The sequence below is a fragment of the Nonomuraea sp. MG754425 genome (assembly GCF_021699195.1).
Classification (GTDB): Bacteria; Actinomycetota; Actinomycetes; order Streptosporangiales; family Streptosporangiaceae; genus Nonomuraea.
This window is the reverse complement of record NZ_SSXE01000043.1, coordinates 1-17839: the sequence shown is the minus strand read 5'-3', so window position 1 is coordinate 17839 and position 17839 is coordinate 1. Positions and strand designations below refer to the sequence as shown.

17 protein-coding genes are annotated in these 17839 nt (G+C 69.5%); 7 read left to right on the top strand and 10 right to left on the bottom strand.

Translation table 11 applies throughout. From position 1 onward, the window contains the following. Positions 1–137: 137 nt before the first annotated feature. From rpsO to FAF44_RS17145, 5 genes are all read left to right on the top strand, one after another. On the top strand, positions 138–407 hold the full coding sequence (gene rpsO, locus FAF44_RS17165; RefSeq protein WP_237104173.1) for a 30S ribosomal protein S15: 270 nt from the start codon (positions 138–140) through the stop codon (positions 405–407). Positions 408–724: 317 nt separating this feature from the next. Continuing rightward, positions 725–3064 carry a polyribonucleotide nucleotidyltransferase gene (locus tag FAF44_RS17160; protein ID WP_237104172.1) on the top strand — a complete coding sequence of 780 codons (2340 nt, stop codon included), beginning with the start codon at positions 725–727 and terminating at the stop codon, positions 3062–3064. After that, a complete protein-coding gene (locus tag FAF44_RS17155) occupies positions 3061–4371 on the top strand; it encodes a pitrilysin family protein (protein WP_237104171.1) in 1311 nt (436 codons plus the stop codon). Before FAF44_RS17160 ends, FAF44_RS17155 begins: the two co-directional genes overlap by 4 nt. Positions 4372–4405: 34 nt before the next feature. Beyond that, the gene (dapB, locus tag FAF44_RS17150) at positions 4406–5143 is read left to right on the top strand and encodes a 4-hydroxy-tetrahydrodipicolinate reductase (protein ID WP_237104170.1); all 738 of its coding nucleotides are present in this window, start codon (positions 4406–4408) and stop codon (positions 5141–5143) included. A 245-nt stretch (positions 5144–5388) separates the two neighbouring features. Then, the gene (locus FAF44_RS17145) at positions 5389–5868 is read left to right on the top strand and encodes a GNAT family N-acetyltransferase (RefSeq protein ID WP_237104169.1); all 480 of its coding nucleotides are present in this window, start codon (positions 5389–5391) and stop codon (positions 5866–5868) included. Positions 5869–5938: 70 nt separating this feature from the next. Here FAF44_RS17145 and FAF44_RS17140 read toward each other — a convergent pair whose 3' ends face one another. Genes FAF44_RS17140 through FAF44_RS17110 form a run of 7 tightly spaced genes read right to left on the bottom strand, consistent with a single transcriptional unit; the run spans position 5939 to position 11708 of the window. Continuing rightward, positions 5939–6658 carry a GAF and ANTAR domain-containing protein gene (locus FAF44_RS17140; RefSeq protein WP_237104168.1) on the bottom strand — a complete coding sequence of 240 codons (720 nt, stop codon included), beginning with the start codon at positions 6656–6658 and terminating at the stop codon, positions 5939–5941. A 54-nt stretch (positions 6659–6712) separates the two neighbouring features. After that, positions 6713–7711, bottom strand: a complete 999-nt coding sequence (locus tag FAF44_RS17135; protein ID WP_237104167.1) for an adenosine deaminase — start codon at positions 7709–7711, stop codon at positions 6713–6715. Positions 7712–7720: 9 nt separating this feature from the next. Next, positions 7721–8596 carry a 1,4-dihydroxy-2-naphthoate polyprenyltransferase gene (locus tag FAF44_RS17130; RefSeq protein ID WP_237104166.1) on the bottom strand — a complete coding sequence of 292 codons (876 nt, stop codon included), beginning with the start codon at positions 8594–8596 and terminating at the stop codon, positions 7721–7723. 15 nt (positions 8597–8611) lie between these two features. Beyond that, complete coding sequence (locus FAF44_RS17125) at positions 8612–9220, bottom strand: GNAT family N-acetyltransferase (RefSeq protein WP_237104165.1); 609 nt, start codon at positions 9218–9220, stop codon at positions 8612–8614. A gap of 45 nt (positions 9221–9265) precedes the next feature. After that, complete coding sequence (locus FAF44_RS17120) at positions 9266–9778, bottom strand: CGNR zinc finger domain-containing protein (RefSeq protein ID WP_237104164.1); 513 nt, start codon at positions 9776–9778, stop codon at positions 9266–9268. A gap of 60 nt (positions 9779–9838) precedes the next feature. Further along, positions 9839–11245, bottom strand: a complete 1407-nt coding sequence (locus FAF44_RS17115; protein ID WP_237104163.1) for a PLP-dependent aminotransferase family protein — start codon at positions 11243–11245, stop codon at positions 9839–9841. Further along, positions 11232–11708, bottom strand: coding sequence for a hypothetical protein (locus FAF44_RS17110; RefSeq protein ID WP_237104239.1), 477 nt, complete (start codon positions 11706–11708; stop codon positions 11232–11234). The genes FAF44_RS17115 and FAF44_RS17110 overlap by 14 nt, the downstream gene beginning before the upstream one ends. Positions 11709–11840: 132 nt before the next feature. Between FAF44_RS17110 and FAF44_RS17105 the strand changes: the two genes are divergently transcribed. Together FAF44_RS17105 and FAF44_RS17100 are read left to right on the top strand one after the other, a co-directional pair. Next, complete coding sequence (locus FAF44_RS17105) at positions 11841–12683, top strand: DMT family transporter (protein ID WP_237104236.1); 843 nt, start codon at positions 11841–11843, stop codon at positions 12681–12683. 118 nt (positions 12684–12801) lie between these two features. Further along, positions 12802–13752 carry a hypothetical protein gene (locus FAF44_RS17100; RefSeq protein ID WP_237104162.1) on the top strand — a complete coding sequence of 317 codons (951 nt, stop codon included), beginning with the start codon at positions 12802–12804 and terminating at the stop codon, positions 13750–13752. Positions 13753–14027: 275 nt separating this feature from the next. On the opposite strand, the gene FAF44_RS17095 is transcribed toward FAF44_RS17100, so the two are convergent. The 3 genes from FAF44_RS17095 to FAF44_RS17085 form a co-directional block, all read right to left on the bottom strand. Further along, entirely contained in the window at positions 14028–14504 is a 477-nt protein-coding gene (locus FAF44_RS17095) for a GntR family transcriptional regulator (RefSeq protein WP_237104161.1), read from the bottom strand. A 40-nt stretch (positions 14505–14544) separates the two neighbouring features. Then, complete coding sequence (locus tag FAF44_RS17090; protein WP_237104160.1) at positions 14545–15060, bottom strand: GntR family transcriptional regulator; 516 nt, start codon at positions 15058–15060, stop codon at positions 14545–14547. Between the two features lie 190 nt (positions 15061–15250). After that, on the bottom strand, positions 15251–16207 hold the full coding sequence (locus FAF44_RS17085) for a transposase (RefSeq protein WP_308193333.1): 957 nt from the start codon (positions 16205–16207) through the stop codon (positions 15251–15253). Between the last annotated feature and the right edge of the window lie 1632 nt (positions 16208–17839).

Sequence of the window (17839 nt, the reverse complement as noted above, 5' to 3'; positions counted from 1 at the left end):
GTGGTAGCCTTGCGTGTCGGCTCTGTAGCGGTAGCGCCGCGCGCTGCCCATGACGGCCTTCACGCGGCGACTGTAGGCACGCACGGTCGTTCGCGCATTCATCTCATTCGCGCGTGTCCGTAAATTGAAGGAGAGCCGTGTCCCTCGACACCGCTGCCAAGAAGACCATCATCGGTGAGTACGCGACGACCGAGGGCGACACCGGGTCGCCCGAGGTGCAGATCGCGCTGCTCAGCAAGCGCATCAGCGAGCTGACCGAGCACCTGAAGACGCACAAGCACGACCACCACAGCCGTCGTGGCCTGCTTCTGCTCGTCGGTCGCCGGCGTCGGCTGCTGAAGTACCTGCAGAAGGTCGACATCCAGCGCTACCGGACGCTCATCGAGCGCCTCGGCCTGCGCCGATAGCATGAAAGGGAGCGGCGTCCGCGCCGCTCCCTTCTCATATGGGGTAGGACCCATACGGGCCCGGGTTCCGGGCCCACCGCCGGGAGCGTGGCGGCGTGAATCAGCCGCGCGCCTGGCGTACAACTGAAGATCCGAGACACACAGCCCCCGCGTCCGCTCAGCACCATGCGACCCGCGACGCCTGCGGGCCGGTCCTCGGTAGTGGCTTCCGGTAACAAACACACTTGACCGGGCGCTTCGATCGAAGACCGGCGCTGCACCTAACGAGGGTGCCGGTGAGAAAAGGGCGCGGGAGACCGACCACAAGGAGGTCCCCCGTGGAGGGTGTCCACACCGCTGAAGCCGTCATAGACAACGGCTCATTCGGCACGCGCACGATCCGGTTCGAGACCGGTCGGCTCGCGCAGCAGGCGGCGGGCTCCGCCGTCGCGTATCTCGACAGCGACACGATGGTACTCGCGGCGACCACCGCCTCGAAGGCGCCGAAGGAGCAGTTCGACTTCTTCCCGCTGACGGTGGACGTCGAGGAGCGCATGTACGCCGCGGGCCGCATCCCCGGCTCGTTCTTCCGGCGTGAGGGCCGTCCGTCCGAGGACGCCATCCTCACCTGCCGGCTCATCGACCGGCCGCTGCGCCCGTCGTTCGTCAAGGGCCTGCGCAACGAGGTGCAGGTCGTCGCCACGATCATGGCGCTCAACCCCGACCACCTCTACGACGTGGTCGCCATCAACGCCGCGTCGCTGTCCACCCAGCTCGCCGGCCTGCCCTTCTCGGGCCCGATCGGCGGCGTGCGCGTCGCCCTGATCGACGGCCAGTGGGTGGCCTTCCCGACGCACCCCGAACTGGAGCGGGCCACGTTCGACATGGTCGTGGCCGGCCGCGTGCTCGACGACGGCGACGTCGCGATCATGATGGTCGAGGCCGAGTCCACCAAGGACACGCTGAAGCTGGTCGCCGAGGGCGCGGTCGCGCCCACCGAGGAGACGGTCGCGCAGGGTCTCGACGCCGCCAAGCCGTTCATCAAGGTGCTGTGCGAGGCGCAGTCGCGCATCGCGCGGGTCGCGGCCAAGGAGACGGCCGAGTACCCGGTCTTCCTCGAGTACCAGGACGACACCTACGCCGCCGTCGAGGCCGCGATCAAGACCGAGCTGGCCGCCGCGCTGACCATCGCCGGCAAGCAGGAGCGCGAGAACGAGCTGGAGAAGGTCAAGGCGCTGGCCGCCGAGAAGCTCCTGCCCGAGTTCGAGGGCCGCGAGAAGGAGATCAGCGGCGCCTTCCGCTCGGTCATGAAGAAGCTCATGCGCGAGCGGGTCGTCAACGAGGGTGTCCGCATCGACGGCCGCGGCACCAAGGACATCCGCGCCCTGTCGGCCGAGGTCCACGTGGTGCCCCGGGTGCACGGCTCGGCGCTGTTCGAGCGCGGCGAGACGCAGATCCTCGGCATCACCACCCTGAACATGCTGCGCATGGAGCAGGTCATCGACACGCTCAACCCCGAGCGGACCAAGCGCTACATGCACAACTACAACTTCCCGCCCTACTCCACCGGTGAGACCGGCCGGGTGGGCTCGCCCAAGCGCCGCGAGATCGGTCACGGCGCGCTGGCCGAGCGGGCGCTGATCCCGGTGCTGCCCACGCGTGAGGAGTTCCCTTACGCGATCCGGCAGGTCTCCGAGGCGCTCAGCTCCAACGGCTCCACCTCGATGGGCTCGGTCTGCGCCTCCACGATGGCGCTGCTCGACGCCGGTGTGCCGCTCAAGGAGATGGTCGCGGGCATCGCGATGGGCCTGATCGGCGAGGGCGACTCGTACGTCACGCTGACCGACATCCTCGGCGCCGAGGACGCCATGGGCGACATGGACTTCAAGGTCGCCGGCACCAAGGACGTCATCACCGCCCTGCAGCTCGACACCAAGCTCGACGGCATCCCGGCCCACGTGCTGGCCGGCGCGCTCAAGCAGGCCAAGGGCGCCCGCCTGGCGATCCTCGACGTGATGCAGGAGGCCATCAACTCCCCGGCGGAGATGAACCCGACCGCGCCGCGGATCATCACGATCAAGGTCCCGGTCGACAAGATCGGCGAGGTCATCGGCCCGAAGGGCAAGATGATCAACCAGATCCAGGACGACTCGGGCGCCGAGATCACCATCGAGGACGACGGCACGATCTACATCGGCGCCACCGACGGGCCCTCCGCCGAGGCCGCCCGTTCGGCGATCAACGCCATCGCCAACCCGCACATGCCGGAGGTCGGCGAGCGTTACCTGGGCACGGTCGTCAAGATCGCCGCCTTCGGCGCGTTCGTCTCGCTCATGCCCGGCAAGGACGGCCTGCTGCACGTCTCGCAGATCCGCAAGCTGCACGGCGGCAAGCGCATCGAGAACGTCGAGGACGTCATGGGCGTCGGCGAGAAGATCCAGGTCGAGATCGCCGAGATCGACGGCCGGGGCAAGCTCTCGCTGGTGCCGGTCGAGGTCATCGAGAAGGAGGCCGCCGAGAAGGAGGCGAAGGGCGAGGCTCCCGCCGACGGGTCCGAGCAGCCCGAGGCCGCCGCTGGGGCCGCCGCTGGGGCCGGCGAGGACAAGCCCGAGCGTCCGCGCCGCACCCGCACCCGCACCCGCACCCGCGGTGCTGAGGGAGACGACCGGAACTCGTGACGACGACCACGCTGCACCCCGGCAAGGACGGAGCCGGGGTCGTGAGGCGCACCGTCCTCCCGGGTGGGCTGCGCGTGGTGACCGAGACCATGCCGACCGTGCGTAGCGTCGCGGTCGGCATGTGGGTCGGCATCGGCTCGCGTGACGAGGCCCCCGAGCACACGGGGGCCACCCATTTCCTCGAACACCTGCTGTTCAAGGGCACACCCACGCGTGACGCGATGGAGATCTCCGCCTCGATCGAGGGCATCGGCGGTGAGATCAACGCCTTCACCGCCAAGGAGTACACCTGCTACTACGCGCGGGTCCTCGACGAGGACCTGCGGATCGCGGTCGACGTGCTCGCCGACGTGGTGACCAGTTCGCTGGTGACCGCCGACGACGTCGAGTCCGAGCGGGGCGTGATCCTCGAAGAGATCGCGATGCACGACGACGACCCGTCCGACGTGGTGCACGAGCAGTTCGCCGCGGCGCTCTACGGCGACTCGCCGATCGGCCGGCCCATCCTGGGCACGGTCGAGTCGATCAACGCCCTCGGGCGGGAGCGGATCGCCGAGTACTACCACCGTTACTACCGGCCCCGGGCCACGGTGGTGTCCGTCGCGGGCAACGTCCGGCACGAAGAGGTCGTCGAGCTGGTCACCCGGGCGTACGAGCGGGCGGGCGCGCTGGGCGGCCCGGCCGAGTTCACGCCGCCGCGCACCAGCGGCCCCGGCGCCGAGACGAACTCCCGCGCGGTGGTGCTCGACCGGCCCACCGAGCAGGCCAACCTGGTGCTCGGCACGACCGGCCTGGCCCGCACCGACGAGCGCAGGTTCGCGCTCGGCGTGCTCAACGCGGCGCTGGGCGGCGGCATGTCGTCCAGGCTGTTCCAGGAGATCAGGGAGAAGCGCGGCCTGGCCTACTCCGCCTACAGCTACACCTCGGCCTACGCCGACACCGGCCAGTTCGGCATCTACGTGGGCTGCCTGCCGTCGAAGATCGACGACGTGCTCAAGATCTGCCGCGACGAGGTGTCCCGGGTGGTGAGTGAGGGCCTCAGCGCCGACGAGATCATGCGCGGCAAGGGGCAGATGCGCGGCGGGCTCGTGCTCGGCCTGGAGGACACCGGCTCGCGGATGTCCCGCATCGGCAAGAACGAGCTGGTCTACGAAGAGCTGATGTCGGTCGACGAGGTGCTCTCGCGCATCGAGTCCGTCACCCCCGACGAGATCTCCGAGGTGGCCCGCGACGTGCTCAAGCGGCCGCTCACGCTGGCCGTGATCGGCCCGTACGGCGACAAGGACTTCGGCGACGCCATCCGCTGAGCTCCGGGTTCGCCGTTGGGATAGGCTCACCTCTGTGATCAGGGTAGGTGTGCTCGGCGCCCAGGGGCGTGTGGGCGTCGAGGTGTGCAAGGCGGTCGAGGCGGCCACCGACATGGAGTTGGTGGCCGCGCTCGACAAGGACGACTCCATCGAGGGGCTCGACGGCGCCGAGGTGGTGGTCGACTTCACCCATCCCGATGTGGTGATGGGCAACCTCGAATGGGCCATCGGCCATGGCATCCACCCTGTGGTGGGCACGACCGGGTTCGACGAGGCGCGGCTGGCGACCGTACGCGGCTGGCTGGCGGCCGGCCCCGGCGCCAACTGCCTGATCGCCCCCAACTTCGGCATCGCGGCCGTGCTCATGATGCACTTCGCGCAGCAGGCGGCCCGCCACTTCGAGTCCGTCGAGATCGTGGAGCTGCACCACCCCAACAAGGCCGACGCGCCGTCCGGCACGGCCCGGCGCACGGCGGAGCTGGTCTCCGAGGCGCGCGCCAAGGCGGGGCTGGACGCCATGCCCGACGCGACGACCACGGCGCTCGACGGCTCACGCGGGGCCGACGTCGGCGGCGTGCACGTGCACGCGGTGCGGCTGTCCGGGCTGATCGCCCACCAGGAGGTGCTGCTCGGCGGCGACGGCGAGCTGCTCACCATCAGGCACGACACGATGAGCCGGGCGGCGTTCACCCCCGGCGTGCTGCTCGGCGTGCGCCGGGTGGGCGGGCTGCCGGGCCTCACGATCGGGCTGGAGCCGCTGCTCGACCTCTGAGCCGGCACACGATGAGCCGGCACACGATGAGCCGGCACACGATGAGCCGACACACGATGAGCCGACACACGATGAGCCGGCACACGATGAGCCGGCACACGATGAGCCGACACGACATGCCCACGCCCGACGGCCGGGCGTGGGCACCTCGTGAGGAGAGGGCCCCGGCTCCGCACAGCCGGGCCTACGATCATCAACCCTAATACGAGCGGTGAGATCCGCCCGAAACATGAGATCGTGTCGCCATGGTGCGATGGGCCGAGAAGGATGATCTGCCCGGTCTGGTGGCCGTGGAACTGGCCGCCGACGGGCTCTTCGAGCAGGTGGGCATCGTCTTCCCGCCCGGCACGACCCAGATCGAAGAGGTGGCCGACCCCGGCGCGGTGCTCGTCGAGGGGACACCACCGGCCGGGTTCGCGCTGGTCGGCTGGGTGGACGGGAACCTGCACCTCGAACAGCTCGCCGTGCGCCCCGCCAGCATGCGCCAGGGCATCGGCGGGCGGCTGATGGCGGCCGTGATCGACCACGCGAGGGCCGCGGGGGCGGCGGCCGTCACCCTGACGACCTTCCGCGACGTGCCCTGGAACGCCCCGTGGTACGCGCGGCACGGCTTCACCGTGCTGCCCGAGGCCGAGTGGGGGCCGGAGCTGCGGGAGATCGTCCGGCACGAGCGTGACCTGGGGATCGAGGTCGCGCCCCGCGTCGTGATGCGCCGCGTCCCGTGAGTCTCTTCGCACGTCGGTCTTCTGCCGGGTTGCGGAGGCCCGCAGCGGGTCACAGGGCCCTTGCCGCCGGTCAGCCGCGGCCGGCGGTGCGCTGCGGCGGCTCCTGGAAACGTGAGCGCTGGGGCGGCTCGCCGCTCACCTTCTCCACGATCGAGGCGGCGACCTGGTGCAGCTTGACGTTGCGGTCCTGGGAGACGTGGCGGAGGATCTCGAACGCCTCCCGCGCCGTGCACCGGCGTTGCACCATGACGATCCCGAGCGCCTGATCGATGACCGCGCGCGTGGTGAGCGCCTCCTTGAGCTGCGCCGCCACCTCGCGCATGCGGGCCGCGTCGAGAGCCGTGCGGAACACCACGCCGATGTGCGCCGCCGTGAGACGCACCGCCACCCACACCTCCTCGGCGAAGCCGTGGGCCAGGTCCGAGTAGACGGTGAGCACCCCCAGCAGCCCGCCCTCGAACGTCAGCGGCTCGCAGTGCACCCCCCGCACCTCCGGCGCCGCCGTCCGGAAGCGCGGCCAGCGGTCGTCGGCGACCAGGTCGAGGGCCGTCACCGGCGCGCCGGAGTCGATCGCGTCGAGCACCGGCCCCTGCTCCAGGGCCCGCTGCAACCCGTCGAGGAGCTCGGCCCGCCGCTGCGAAGCGGCCACGGTGCGGACGTCGTTGTCGTCGTCGCACAGCGCGATGCTGAGCACCACGAAGTCCGGCATCGCCCGGTCGGCGATGGTGACACACTCAGTGAGCGCCCGCTCGAACTCCTCGATGCCGGTGGGCAGGCTCGGCCGGTTCACCACGATCCCTCGCGATCGTTCGGATGCCTTCAGGCTAGCGGCTCAGGGACGCCGTCACGAGACGTACGCGTCCACCTCGGCGAGATAGGCGTCCTTGAGCTGCCTGGGCAGCCAGGTGATCTCGAACGCGTTGCGCTGGAGCTGGGCCAGTTCCTCGCGGGTGAGCTGGAGCGCGTCATGAAGGGCCAGGAGGTTCTCCCGTACGTAGCCGTCGAAGTACGCCGGGTCGTCGGAGTTGATCGTGACCCGCACGCCCAGGTCCATCAGCTTGCGGATGCCCTCGGCCTTCATCGAGTCGGTGACGTAGCCGTTGGAGATCGGGCAGCAGGTCAGCCCCATGCCGCGGGCCAGTACCGTGTCGACCAGGCGCTGATCCTCCAGGATGTTGACGCCGTGGTCGATCCGGTCGACGCCGATCTCCTCGACGGCCTGCCGGATGTGCTCGATCGCGTCGTCCTGGTCGACGTCGCAGTGCATGGTCAGCAGGTAACCCTCCTGCCTGGCCCGCTCGTAGACCGCCGCGAACTTGCGCGGAGGGTTGCCCCGCTCGTCGGAGTCGAGCCCCACCCCGGCGATCCACTCCTTGTACGGCAGCGACTCCAGCAGCGTCGCCATCGCGTACTCGGCCTGGAAGTCGCGCAGGAAACACATGATGAGCTGGGCCCGCACGTCGAGCTGCGTGTGCGCGTCCATCAGCGCCCGCCGCAACCCCCTGATCACCACGTCGAACGGCACGCCACGCGAGGTGTGCGCCTGCGGGTCGAAGAAGATCTCCGCATACCGGACGTTCTGCGCGGAGGCCTTGCGCAGGTAGGCCATGGCCAGGTCGTAGAAGTCGGGCTCGGTGCGCAGCACCCGCATGCCCTCGTAGTAGATCGTCAGGAACGAGGACAGGCTGTCGAAGGTGTAGGCGGCGCGCATCTCCTCCACGGTGGCGTAGGGGAGCTCGAGACCGTTGCGCGCGGCCAGTTCGAACTTGAGCTCGGGCTCCAGCGTGCCCTCGATGTGCAGGTGCAGCTCGCATTTGGGCAGCCCGGCGATGAAATCCTTCACCGTCTCACCTTAGAAGATGAGCGCGAGCCCCACGGCGAAGAGTGTCCCGTAGGCCATCTGCAGCTTGCCCGTCTGCTGCAGCACGCCGATGAGGGCCGGCCCCACCGCCCTGCCCAGCACCGTCTTGACGGGGCCGACCGCCAGCGGCGCGGCCAGCAGCACCAGCGCCGCCCAGGGCGTGATCGGCACCATCGCCAGCGCCACCGCGAACGGCAGCACCTGGCAGGCCACGTACAGCGTGCGGGTGCGCTCGGCCCCCAGCAGCACGGCCAGCGTGCGCTTGCCCGACTGCCCGTCCGTGCCGACGTCGCGCAGGTTGTTCACCACCAGCATCGAGCACGACAGCAGCCCCACCGGCACCGACGCGAACAGCGCCGCCCAGCTCAACTGCTCGGTCTGCACGTACGCCGTGCCGACCACGGGCACGACCCCGAAGAACACGAACACGGCCGCCTCGCCCAGGCCGCGATACCCGTACGGGCGTTTCCCGCCGGTGTAGAACCACGCCGCCGCGATGGCCGCCGCCCCCACCAGCAGCACCCACCACGCCTGCGTCACCAGCACCAGCACCAGCCCGAGCACCGCGGCGAGCGCGAAGCAGCCCAGCGCGGCGGTCAGTACCTGCCGCGGCGTGGCCGCACGCGAGCCCACCAGCCGCATGGGGCCGACCCGCTCGTCGTCGGTGCCGCGGACGCCGTCGCTGTAGTCGTTGGCGTAGTTGACCCCGACCTGCAGCGTCAGCGCCACCAGCAGCGCCAGGATCGCCCGCCACCACACGAAGCCGCCTTCGCCGACGGCCACGCCGGTGCCCACCATGACGGGGACGACGGCGTTGGGCAGCGTGCGCGGGCGGGCCCCGGCGATCCACTGGGCGGAGGTTGCCATGGAGTCGTTCTACCTCTAGCTGATGTCTGTGGTGAGCCTGATCATCCGGACCGGACGGCCCATGTCGAGGACCCGCTCGGCCATGTCCTCGCCCCAGCCGGCCGACTCCAGGAAGCCGAGCATCGCATAGTTCTCCGCGAACACCCAGGTGACGATCTGCCGGAAGCCGTCCTCGCGCATGTAGTCGACGGTGGCGTTGAGCAGGCGGCTGCCGTGCCCCCGGCGGACGAAGTCGGGGTCGACCAGCAGCGTCAGCATCTCGGACACCCGGCCGGGGTCGAGATCGGGATCTTCGGCGGGGGCATGGGAGACGAGCCCGACGACGCGCTCGCCGCCACGGGGCGTGACCAGGGCGGCGCTGCCGCCCGCGCCCAGGGCGGGGAAGCCCTCGGTGTCGAGGATGGTCTCCACCGCCACCAGCACCCGGTGCATGGGGCTGGGCGGGGCGACGATCGCCTCGTCCCACTGGCGCAGCCACATCTTCTCGGCCGCCGCGCCGGTCATCTGCTCGAGTGGGCCTTCGGGGAGGAAGTCCCGATAGCCGTAGCGCCAGGCGCGGATCTGACAATTCGCAACCTGGAGCACATCCTCGCGCCGGGCCGCCCGGACGCCTACGTCTGCCATCTCGGCCCGCTCCTTCGCCTGCCGTTCAGTGCCACAAGGCACGAGTTACACCGTATCGGTGTTTGAGCCTTGCAGACGACGCGAACCCCGCTTCCTCGCCCGGTAAGCGCGTGTCTTGGTGCGATTGCCGCAGACCCGCATGGAGCACCACGAGCGGGAACGGTTCTTCGACGAGTCGATGAACGCCCACTGACACGTTTCCTCCGCGCAGACCTTGAGCCGGTCCCACGACGCGCCCATGGCCGCCGCCGCGACGCGGGCGAGAGCGCCGCGTACGCCGTCCACCGCCGGGTCCAGTTCCAGCCCCTCCTCCCGCGCCACGACCCGCAGCGGCAACTCCGGGAGCTCGGCCGGTTCCCGCCTGAGCGCGGCCCTGAGGCCCTCGCGTAGGGCGTGCGCGATCTGGAGGTCGTCGTCGCCGGCCCGGTCGTGGGGGCCGGCGAGCCCGCGCTCGCACAGCCAGCGGGCCAGTTCAGCGGGGGAGGACAGCTCGTCTGCCTGGGCTTCGACGTCGAACGTGTTCACGAAGTCTCGGACGAGCTCCGCGGGGAACGGCATGCCGTCACTCTACTTGCCCGTGATCGCGAACGGTCTGGTGTCCGCCGGTCGCCTGGCCGCCTACCGGCCGGTCGTCAGGGTCGCCATCGCCTCGGCGAGCCTGCGCACCCCCTCCCGGAGCTCGGCCACGTGGGCGGCGGCCATGTGCGTGATCCGGAGCCGCGGCCCGGGCGGCTCCGACGGGTAGTACAACCGTCCGGGGCTGACCAGCACGCCGTTGCGTCTCGCGGCCTCCACCAGGGCGCTCTCGTCCACCTCGGCGGGCAGCCGGACCCACACGTGCAGCCCGCCGGCGGGCAGCAGGTGCGGCTCGGCGTCCGGCAGGTGCTCGGCGAGGGCCGCCACCAGCGCGTCGCGACGGGTGGCGATCTCGGCGTGCACCGCCGCCAGATGCCGCCGCCAGGCCGGGGACCCCACAAACTCCAACGCCGTCTCCTGCAGCGGACGCGCCACGAAGAACGACTCGACGAGCTGACCGGCCCGCAGCCGGTGCGCCGCCGGACCCCTGGCGATGACCGCCGCCACCCGCATGCTCGGCGAGAGGATCTTCGTCAGCGAGACGATGTGCACCACGGTGCCGTGCCGGTCCATGGACGCCAGCGACGGGGGCGGCTGCGGGGTCAGGTAGCGGGCGAAGTCGTCCTCCACCACGAACGCCCCCGCCGCCCTGGCCACCTCCAGCACCTGCTCCCTGCGCTCAGGCGGCAACGTGGCGCCCGTGGGATTGTGCAGGGTGGGCTGACAGCAGAACACCCGCGCCCCGGTGACGGCGAACGCCTCGGCGAGCAGTTCGGGACGCACGCCGTCGCGATCGATGGGCACGGCCGTGGCGCGCAGCCCGGCCGCCTTGGCCGCCGCCAGCGCGCCCGGGTAGGTGGGCGTCTCGACCAGGACCGGCGTCCCGGGGGCCGCGAGCGCCCTGAACGCGTGCGTGAGAGCCGCCTGCCCGCCGCTCACGATGATCGTGTCGGACGCCGTCACGTCGCCCCCGGCCTGCGTCGCGAACCACCGCCGCAGCTCCGGCAGGCCCGTCAGGGGAGGCATGGCCCAGGCGTCCGGCCTGCGGACGGCGCGGGCCGCGGCCACCGCGAGCTGCCTGTCCGGGCGCAGGCCCGGCCGCAGATATCCGCCGGTGAGCGGCACCACCCCCTCGGGGGCCGACTCCAGCAGCGTCGACACCGGCCGATCGTCCACCACCCGGTCGCCCAGGGCGACGGTCTGCCAGGACAGGTCGGGAGCGTCCTGCGCGCGGCCGGCGCGCTGGGTCACGAAAGCGCCGCTGCCCGGCTTCGTCACGACCCGGCCCTCCGCCGCGAGCTGGCCGATGGCCCTGGAGACGGTGACGGGGCTGACGTTGTGCCGGCGCATGATCTCGCGACTGGACGGAAGCCGGGCCCCCGGGCCGAGCCGCCCGGCCTCTTCGCGCAGTATCGCGGCGATCTGGGCGATACTGCTATCGTTGTTCATGAAAGATGAGAATAGCGCTACTGATGGTGGCGGAGTAGCGCTCCCCGAGACTCTCGACGCGCCCGGCCGTCCGGACGGGGCGCACGCGCCGCACGGGCTCCACCAGGGCGATGACCACGACGGCGGGCACCTTGACGACGGCGAGCAGCCTGGTTACCGCGACGGCGAGCGCCTTGGCCACCGCGATGGCGAGCACATTGACCACCGCGAGGGCGGGCACCTTGAGTACCGCGACGGCGAGCGCCTTGGCCACCACGATGGCGAGCACATTGACCACCGCGGCGGCGGGCACCTTGAGTACCGCGACGGCGAGCGCCTTGACCACAGCGACGGCGGGCGCCTTGATCACCGCGACGGCGAGCAGCCTGGCCGCCATGGCGGTGCGCAGATCGGTCACCGCGGGGGCGATCGATCGGGGAACCCTGAGCACCCCGGTGACCGCCTGATCGAGTCGCACCGCCACCCCGGATCACGCGACGGCCGTGCCTCAGGAGCGTCACCGGAGCACGGCGCGAGGCCAGGACCGGGCCGGGGCGCGGGAGCGGAACCGGCGCCGGTCCGGCGCGCGAGATGGGCGCCAGGCGGGGGCACGGGGCTGGCGTTCCTCGGTGTCCTGGCGTTCTCGGGCTCCTTCCCGGCCACCGTCTACGCGATGCGCGGCTTCGACCCGTGGCTGGTGGCGGTCGGCCGGGCCGCCGTGGCGGGCGTCATCGCCCTGGCCTGCCTGAAAGCCGCGAAACGCCCGCTCATTCCCCCCAGGGCGGACTGGCCCTCCTACGCCCTGATCGTGCTGGGCGTGGTCGTCGGCTTCCCCGTCTTCAGCGGCCTGGCCCTGGACCTGGGCTCCAGCACCGCGCACGCCGCCGTGGTCATCGGCCTCCTCCCGGCCGCGACGGCCGCCTGCGCCGTCCTGCGCGCCTCGGAACGCCCTCGCCCCCTGTTCTGGGCGGCCTGCGCGTCCGGAGCCGCCGCCATCACCGCGTTCACCCTCGTCCAGCACCAGGGCAGACCCTCCTGGCCCGACCTCCTCCTGCTGGCCGCCCTGCTCTCGGCGGCGGTCGGCTACACGGAGGGCGGACGCCTCGCCAGGCACACCCCCGGCTGGCAGGTCATCTCGTACGCCCTCGTTCTCTCGCTCCCCCTGACGGCCCCCGTCACGGCCGTCCTCGCCCTCACCACCCCCATCACCCTCAGCCCGCAGGCTCTCGCGGGCTTCGCCTACGTGTCGGTCATCTCCATGTTCCTCGGCTTCATCCCCTGGTACGCGGGCCTGGCCAGAGGCGGGATCGCCAGAGCCGGCCAGACCCAGCTCACCCAGCCCCTGCTGACGCTCGTCTGGGCCTGGTTCCTGATGGGCGAACGATTCGGCCCCGCGACCCTGGTGGCGGCGCTGGCCGTGCTCGTATGTGTTGCCGTCACCCAGCGCGCGCGTACTTGAAAGCCGTGACGTCGCACCACAGGATGGGAGTGGAGGTGTCACACCGATGGCGGACGTCACAATCCCGGAGGGCGGTTTCTGGCCTGCGCCGGAAATACCGCAGCCCAACATCTATCCCATGGAATGGCGGGTCGAGACGGAGAAGCTCGCCGCCATCTACGAGAAGTCCAAGCGCGTGGTCTGGAACCCCGCCGACCTTCCCTGGGACGACCTGAATCCCGAGGATTTCACCCGGGAACAGCGCCTGGGCATCATGTACTGGTTCTCGGTCCTGGCGAATTTCGACGCCTCCGGGCCGGCCGTGTTCGCGCGGGCCACCATTCAGGCATTCGAGAAGCACGAGGAGGACCCGGTCCGGAAGTGTTTCTTCTCGATCACCCGCGACGAGATGAACCACGAAGAATGCTGCCAGCGCACCATCGCCAGACTCTGGCCTGGCGGCCCGCTCGACTGGACCCCGTCCGACGACCTCGAATCAGCCGCGCACAACAACATCGGCTGGCTCTACCACAATGGCGGACGCTACTGGACCGGTTACACCTCGGCCGTCGGAAGATATTCGCTGCCGGTGCTGTTCACGAGTTTCATGATGGGGGAGATGGCCGCATCGACCCTGTTCCGAGGAATGTCCTCGGGTACGCGGCACCCGGTCTTCAGCGAGATGTTCCGGCGCATCGGCCGCGACGAGTCCCGGCATCTGCAGATCTGCATGACGATCCTGGAGAACGAGTGGCCGGGCCTCACCGACGAGACCCGCGCCCTCATCACCCGCCAGCTCAGGGCGGGCTTCGTCTTCCTCAGCATGATCCTCTGGGAGCCGCCCGAGGGCTTCTGGGAGCTTCCGCCGTACTTCCTGCCCAACCACCGCGTCCTCATGGACCACGCCAGGCAGGCGGGGCTGGGCGTGCTGTCGTACGAGGAGCAGGCGGAGAACTGGCGGGTGGCGATGGCCAGGATCCGCGCGATCGTGGAGCGGTGGGGAATCGCGTTCCCGGCCATTCCCGAACTGGACCTGGAGGGGGTGGAGGTGAGCTTCATCGACCCCGAGGAGATCATCCCGGTCTTCTGACCTCCTGCACCAACCGGCCACCGGCACGATCGGGCGCTCAACCGGTCGCACGTCTGTCGTTCTTTCGGTCTGCCCCTTCGCACCGGTCGGCCGTGAATGGACGCTCCGCTCCAGATGGACCCTGAGCCGGCCCGCCACTTCGGGCCGGCCGCCGGTCAACCGGCCACGTCAAACGAGAAGGCCGGCCCCTTAGCCGGCCTGTCACCTCACGTGGGCCCGATCGCCAGTCGGGTTCGCTGTCCAGGACCGGCCCCAAGCCGCCGCCCCGCCCCGCCTCAGGCCGGCCACTGCTCCTCGGGCGAGACGTAACTCCCGCGATGCGGAATGCTGTAGAGCCACCCTTCCTCACGCAACAGGGCGATGGCCCGCCGTACGGTCTCGCGCGCCGCGCCGTACTCGCGCACCAGCACCACTTCACTCGGAATCTGCTGCCGCGACATAAACTCCTGCCGCTTTATCCGCTCCCGGATTTCACCGGCGATATACCGATAGAAGGGCGACTGCCGCCCCAAGGGCCCTGACTGTCCGGGAGCGTTGACGAATGTCCCTTCGCCCTGCCTGGTATGCACCAGTCCTTGGTTTCGCAGCACCCGGATCGCTCTGCGCGCGGTGGTACGCGCGACCTTGAACTCCCGCTGTATCTCCGCCTCGCTGATCACGAGGTCTCCGGGCGAGAGCTCCGCGGTGATACGTGACCTGAGGACGTCGCTGATCTGGAGATAAAGATAGGTGTCACCCTCGCGATTCAGCACGCACCAAGGATATCCAACGGCGCGGTCATCGGAAGGGTAATCAGGAGCCCTGGTTTATGGGCCATTTTTCGGGGTCGGCCACGTATGTTCCCCGATATGGCACCGTGAACACCCAGCCCAGATCCCGGAGATGCGAGACGGCCTGCCGGGCGGTCACCTTTGCGACGCCATATTGCCGCATCATCGCTTTCTCGCCGGGAATGGCCCTGTTCGGCGGGATCTCGCCCCGCTGGATGCGTTCGATGATCTCCGCGGCGATCTTCTGATAAACCGGCAACTTCCTGGGCGACCGAGGTGTCCCGGGCGGGCCCACGAACGTGCCCTCGCCCTGGATCGTGTACGCCAGCCCCTGCTCTCGCAACTCCCGCGCCACCCGCCGCGCGGTGGTCCGGGCGATGTCGTACGTCTTCTCGAGAGTCGCCTCGCTGGGTACGGGATCGCCGGCTTTGAGCTCTCCGCGTTCGATCTGATCGCGGACCAGGTCGGCGACCTGCTTGTAGATGGGCACGGGGCCTTCGCGATCTAGCACGCCGGGATTATAGACGAAAGCGTACATGCCTGCCTAAAGTAGACGTTTGGTGACCGTAGCCATACGTGATGTAGACCATGAGAGACGCATGGGATACAGTTCCTATGTGCACCAGCGAGACCAGAGGGTGCTCCTTCCTGAAAGGACCATGTCGAAAGAGAGCGAACCACCTGAATCGATCCGGGGCCGACCCTTCGCGATTTCCTCAGCTTGTTCTTTATCCTCCGGACTGTTGTAGTACTGCGAGGGTGCGGCCGCGTTTGACGGTCTTGCCGACGTCGTAGTGGGGTGCGGGCCGGCGGTTGGGGATGCCGGGTGGGCGTCCGGGGCCGGGCCTGGCGGCGCGGTGGGTGAGCCGGGGGTGAAGCCGGTCCCAGGCGCTGGTCTCGGCCTTGCCGTAGTGGGTGGTGTCGGTGACCGTGGTCACCGCGGCCTTGGGCCAGGTGGCGGGGTCGGCCAGGGCGAACTCGTCGCCGTGCTTGGGCGGCCGCCCGTTGGTTCCCGGCAGCCGTGGTGGGGCGGGCAGGCGCAGTACCCGGTCGGAACGGATGCGCCCGAGCAGTTCGACAGGTAGGTCACGCAGGGCGTAGGCCAGGCGGGTGATGTCGTAGCCGGCGTCGGCCACGACGAGCATGTCCGGGTCCCCGCTGCGCCACTGGCCGGCGGCGATCAGCCGCTCGATCACCCCGCGCATCTGGGCGGCGGTGACGGCGGTGGCGTCGTCGGCCGGCCCCAGTCGCACCACGTCCAGCGGCGCCGTCCACGAACTGCGGCCCATCTCCAGCGCCGCGACGAACGAGTACGGCCAGCCCGGGATGAACTGGGAGGCGCTCTTGGCCCGGCCGTACACGTGGCAGAACAGCCGCTCGGCCGAGCAGGCGGCGTCCGAGCGCAGCCATGGCGACACATCCACCGCCAGCACGATGCGGCCATCCGGCCAGCGCGGTAACGGCAGCCTGGCCAGCACTTCACGCAACTGTTCCACGTCGATCCGGCCGTGGTTGAGCCCGCCGTACAAGGCGCCGTGCCCGCGCCGATACTCCGCCGACAAGGACAGATCCACCGGCGAGTGCACCGGCCCCGGCGCGCACAACAGCGCGTCGGTCAACTCGAACAACGCATCGCCCCGCGCGCGAAGGCACGCGTAGACGTCCTTCCGGAACCGGGACAACACCCTTGAGGACTCGACACAGGCGGCATCGTTCAGCAGACTCACCCTCACGGCCTTGTAGTGATCGGCAGCGACTCGACACCGCACATGATCACTCAAGGCCGTCTTGCTGTCCGCGAAACGATCAACCCGCCCCTCGGCACAACAATCTGGACGATAAAGAACAAGCTCAGTCCTCAGTCCGAACCGCACAAGTTCCCGGCTCTATCAATGCCGCCCAGAGCCGGGTCCCACACGACTGCCGCATAAAGGATTTAAAGTGCTCGCGGGGTCGTGTTCCACGGGTCGGCGGCATCAGGCCGCGCCCGTTCATCCGAGGCAGGGGTAATGGTCGGACCTGCCTGGTTCCGCCAGCAAGTGTCATCTGAGCACAGCACTTGCCGCGGCACTCGATCGACCCCGTACGAATATCTCCCCGACAGCGGCCGTTGAACCCATTTCAGTAGTTGTTCCGCCCGTAGCCGCACTTGCCGTACGTCACCCCGCATGGGCCCGAGAATGACCTCAACGCTTCGCCCATGGCTTGGAATAAGTAGGGGTCCCCGATGGCAATCGCCTGCGCGCCGGTCACCGCCGGTGCCACACTGTTTTCGCGGCCATCGCTTGCCCTCCTTCTCTTTGGATTGCACACCATTCGAAGGATCCGTCGCGGTGGCCGTCACCCATGCATGACACGGACGCGATCGATCGCTATGACCCGGGCCACCACCTGGAGCTCACAACATGACTCCTGAAGTCCCCGCCCTCGCCGGAGGGCCCGGCCTGCCACCCGCGCGCAGTCGCGACCGGGCCTCACTCGCCTCCGGCCGCAAGACAGGGCCCGCACTCGGTACTCGTAGCAGCGCCCCACCGTCGTGGCCCGGGCCTACCCCTTCGGCCCGGGCCACCCTTTCCAGCAGGTCCGGACGGCACCCTGCGGACCGACAGTGCTTCCCGCCCGCTCAGCCCTGTTCGCGGTGACGCCGACGTTCGCAGCGGCGGGCGCCGCGCTCAGGGGGCGCTTTGAGGCTCACCTCCTGGCTGGGGCGTACCTCAGTGGTAATTCCTCCCATGAGCCGAACCGGACCTGCCGCCCTGCCCGCTCGTGTCGTACCGGGAGACGCGAACGTCGCCATAAAGCCGGGGTTCCCAATCCTCGAACGCCTGCGTCCCCACCGTGCGCAGGCGTCACAATGATGCCGACGGCCATCGCATTGTTTCTCCTTCGATCTCGACCAGGCCCTCGAAGGGATGCGCGATGGCCGTCACCATTGCGGTAACTCGCCACTCCAGATGTGCTACGACGAAACGCGTAGCACGGACCAGACAAGCGGTGACCAACGGCATCACAGGCGAGGTGATCTTCGCCGCATAGTCCGCCGGCCCTGTGGCGTGGGAGCCCTATGTGCCCACTCTGCCTGTGGGGCCCGGCGCAGGCTATTGCCACTTCTGCAGGCTGGCCCGATTGAGGCCGTATACACGCTAGCGCGGCCACCGCACATACCCCTTCAAAGCAACGATTCAAGGCGAAGGAGAATGGCGGTGGCCGCAGGCATAAGTGAACGCTTTTCATCCTCACGCCGCCTGCGAAACTCGGTGATTCTGCAGGACGGCGATGGCCTTGCACAGGTGGCCGGCCTTGGACGGGCTGCACCG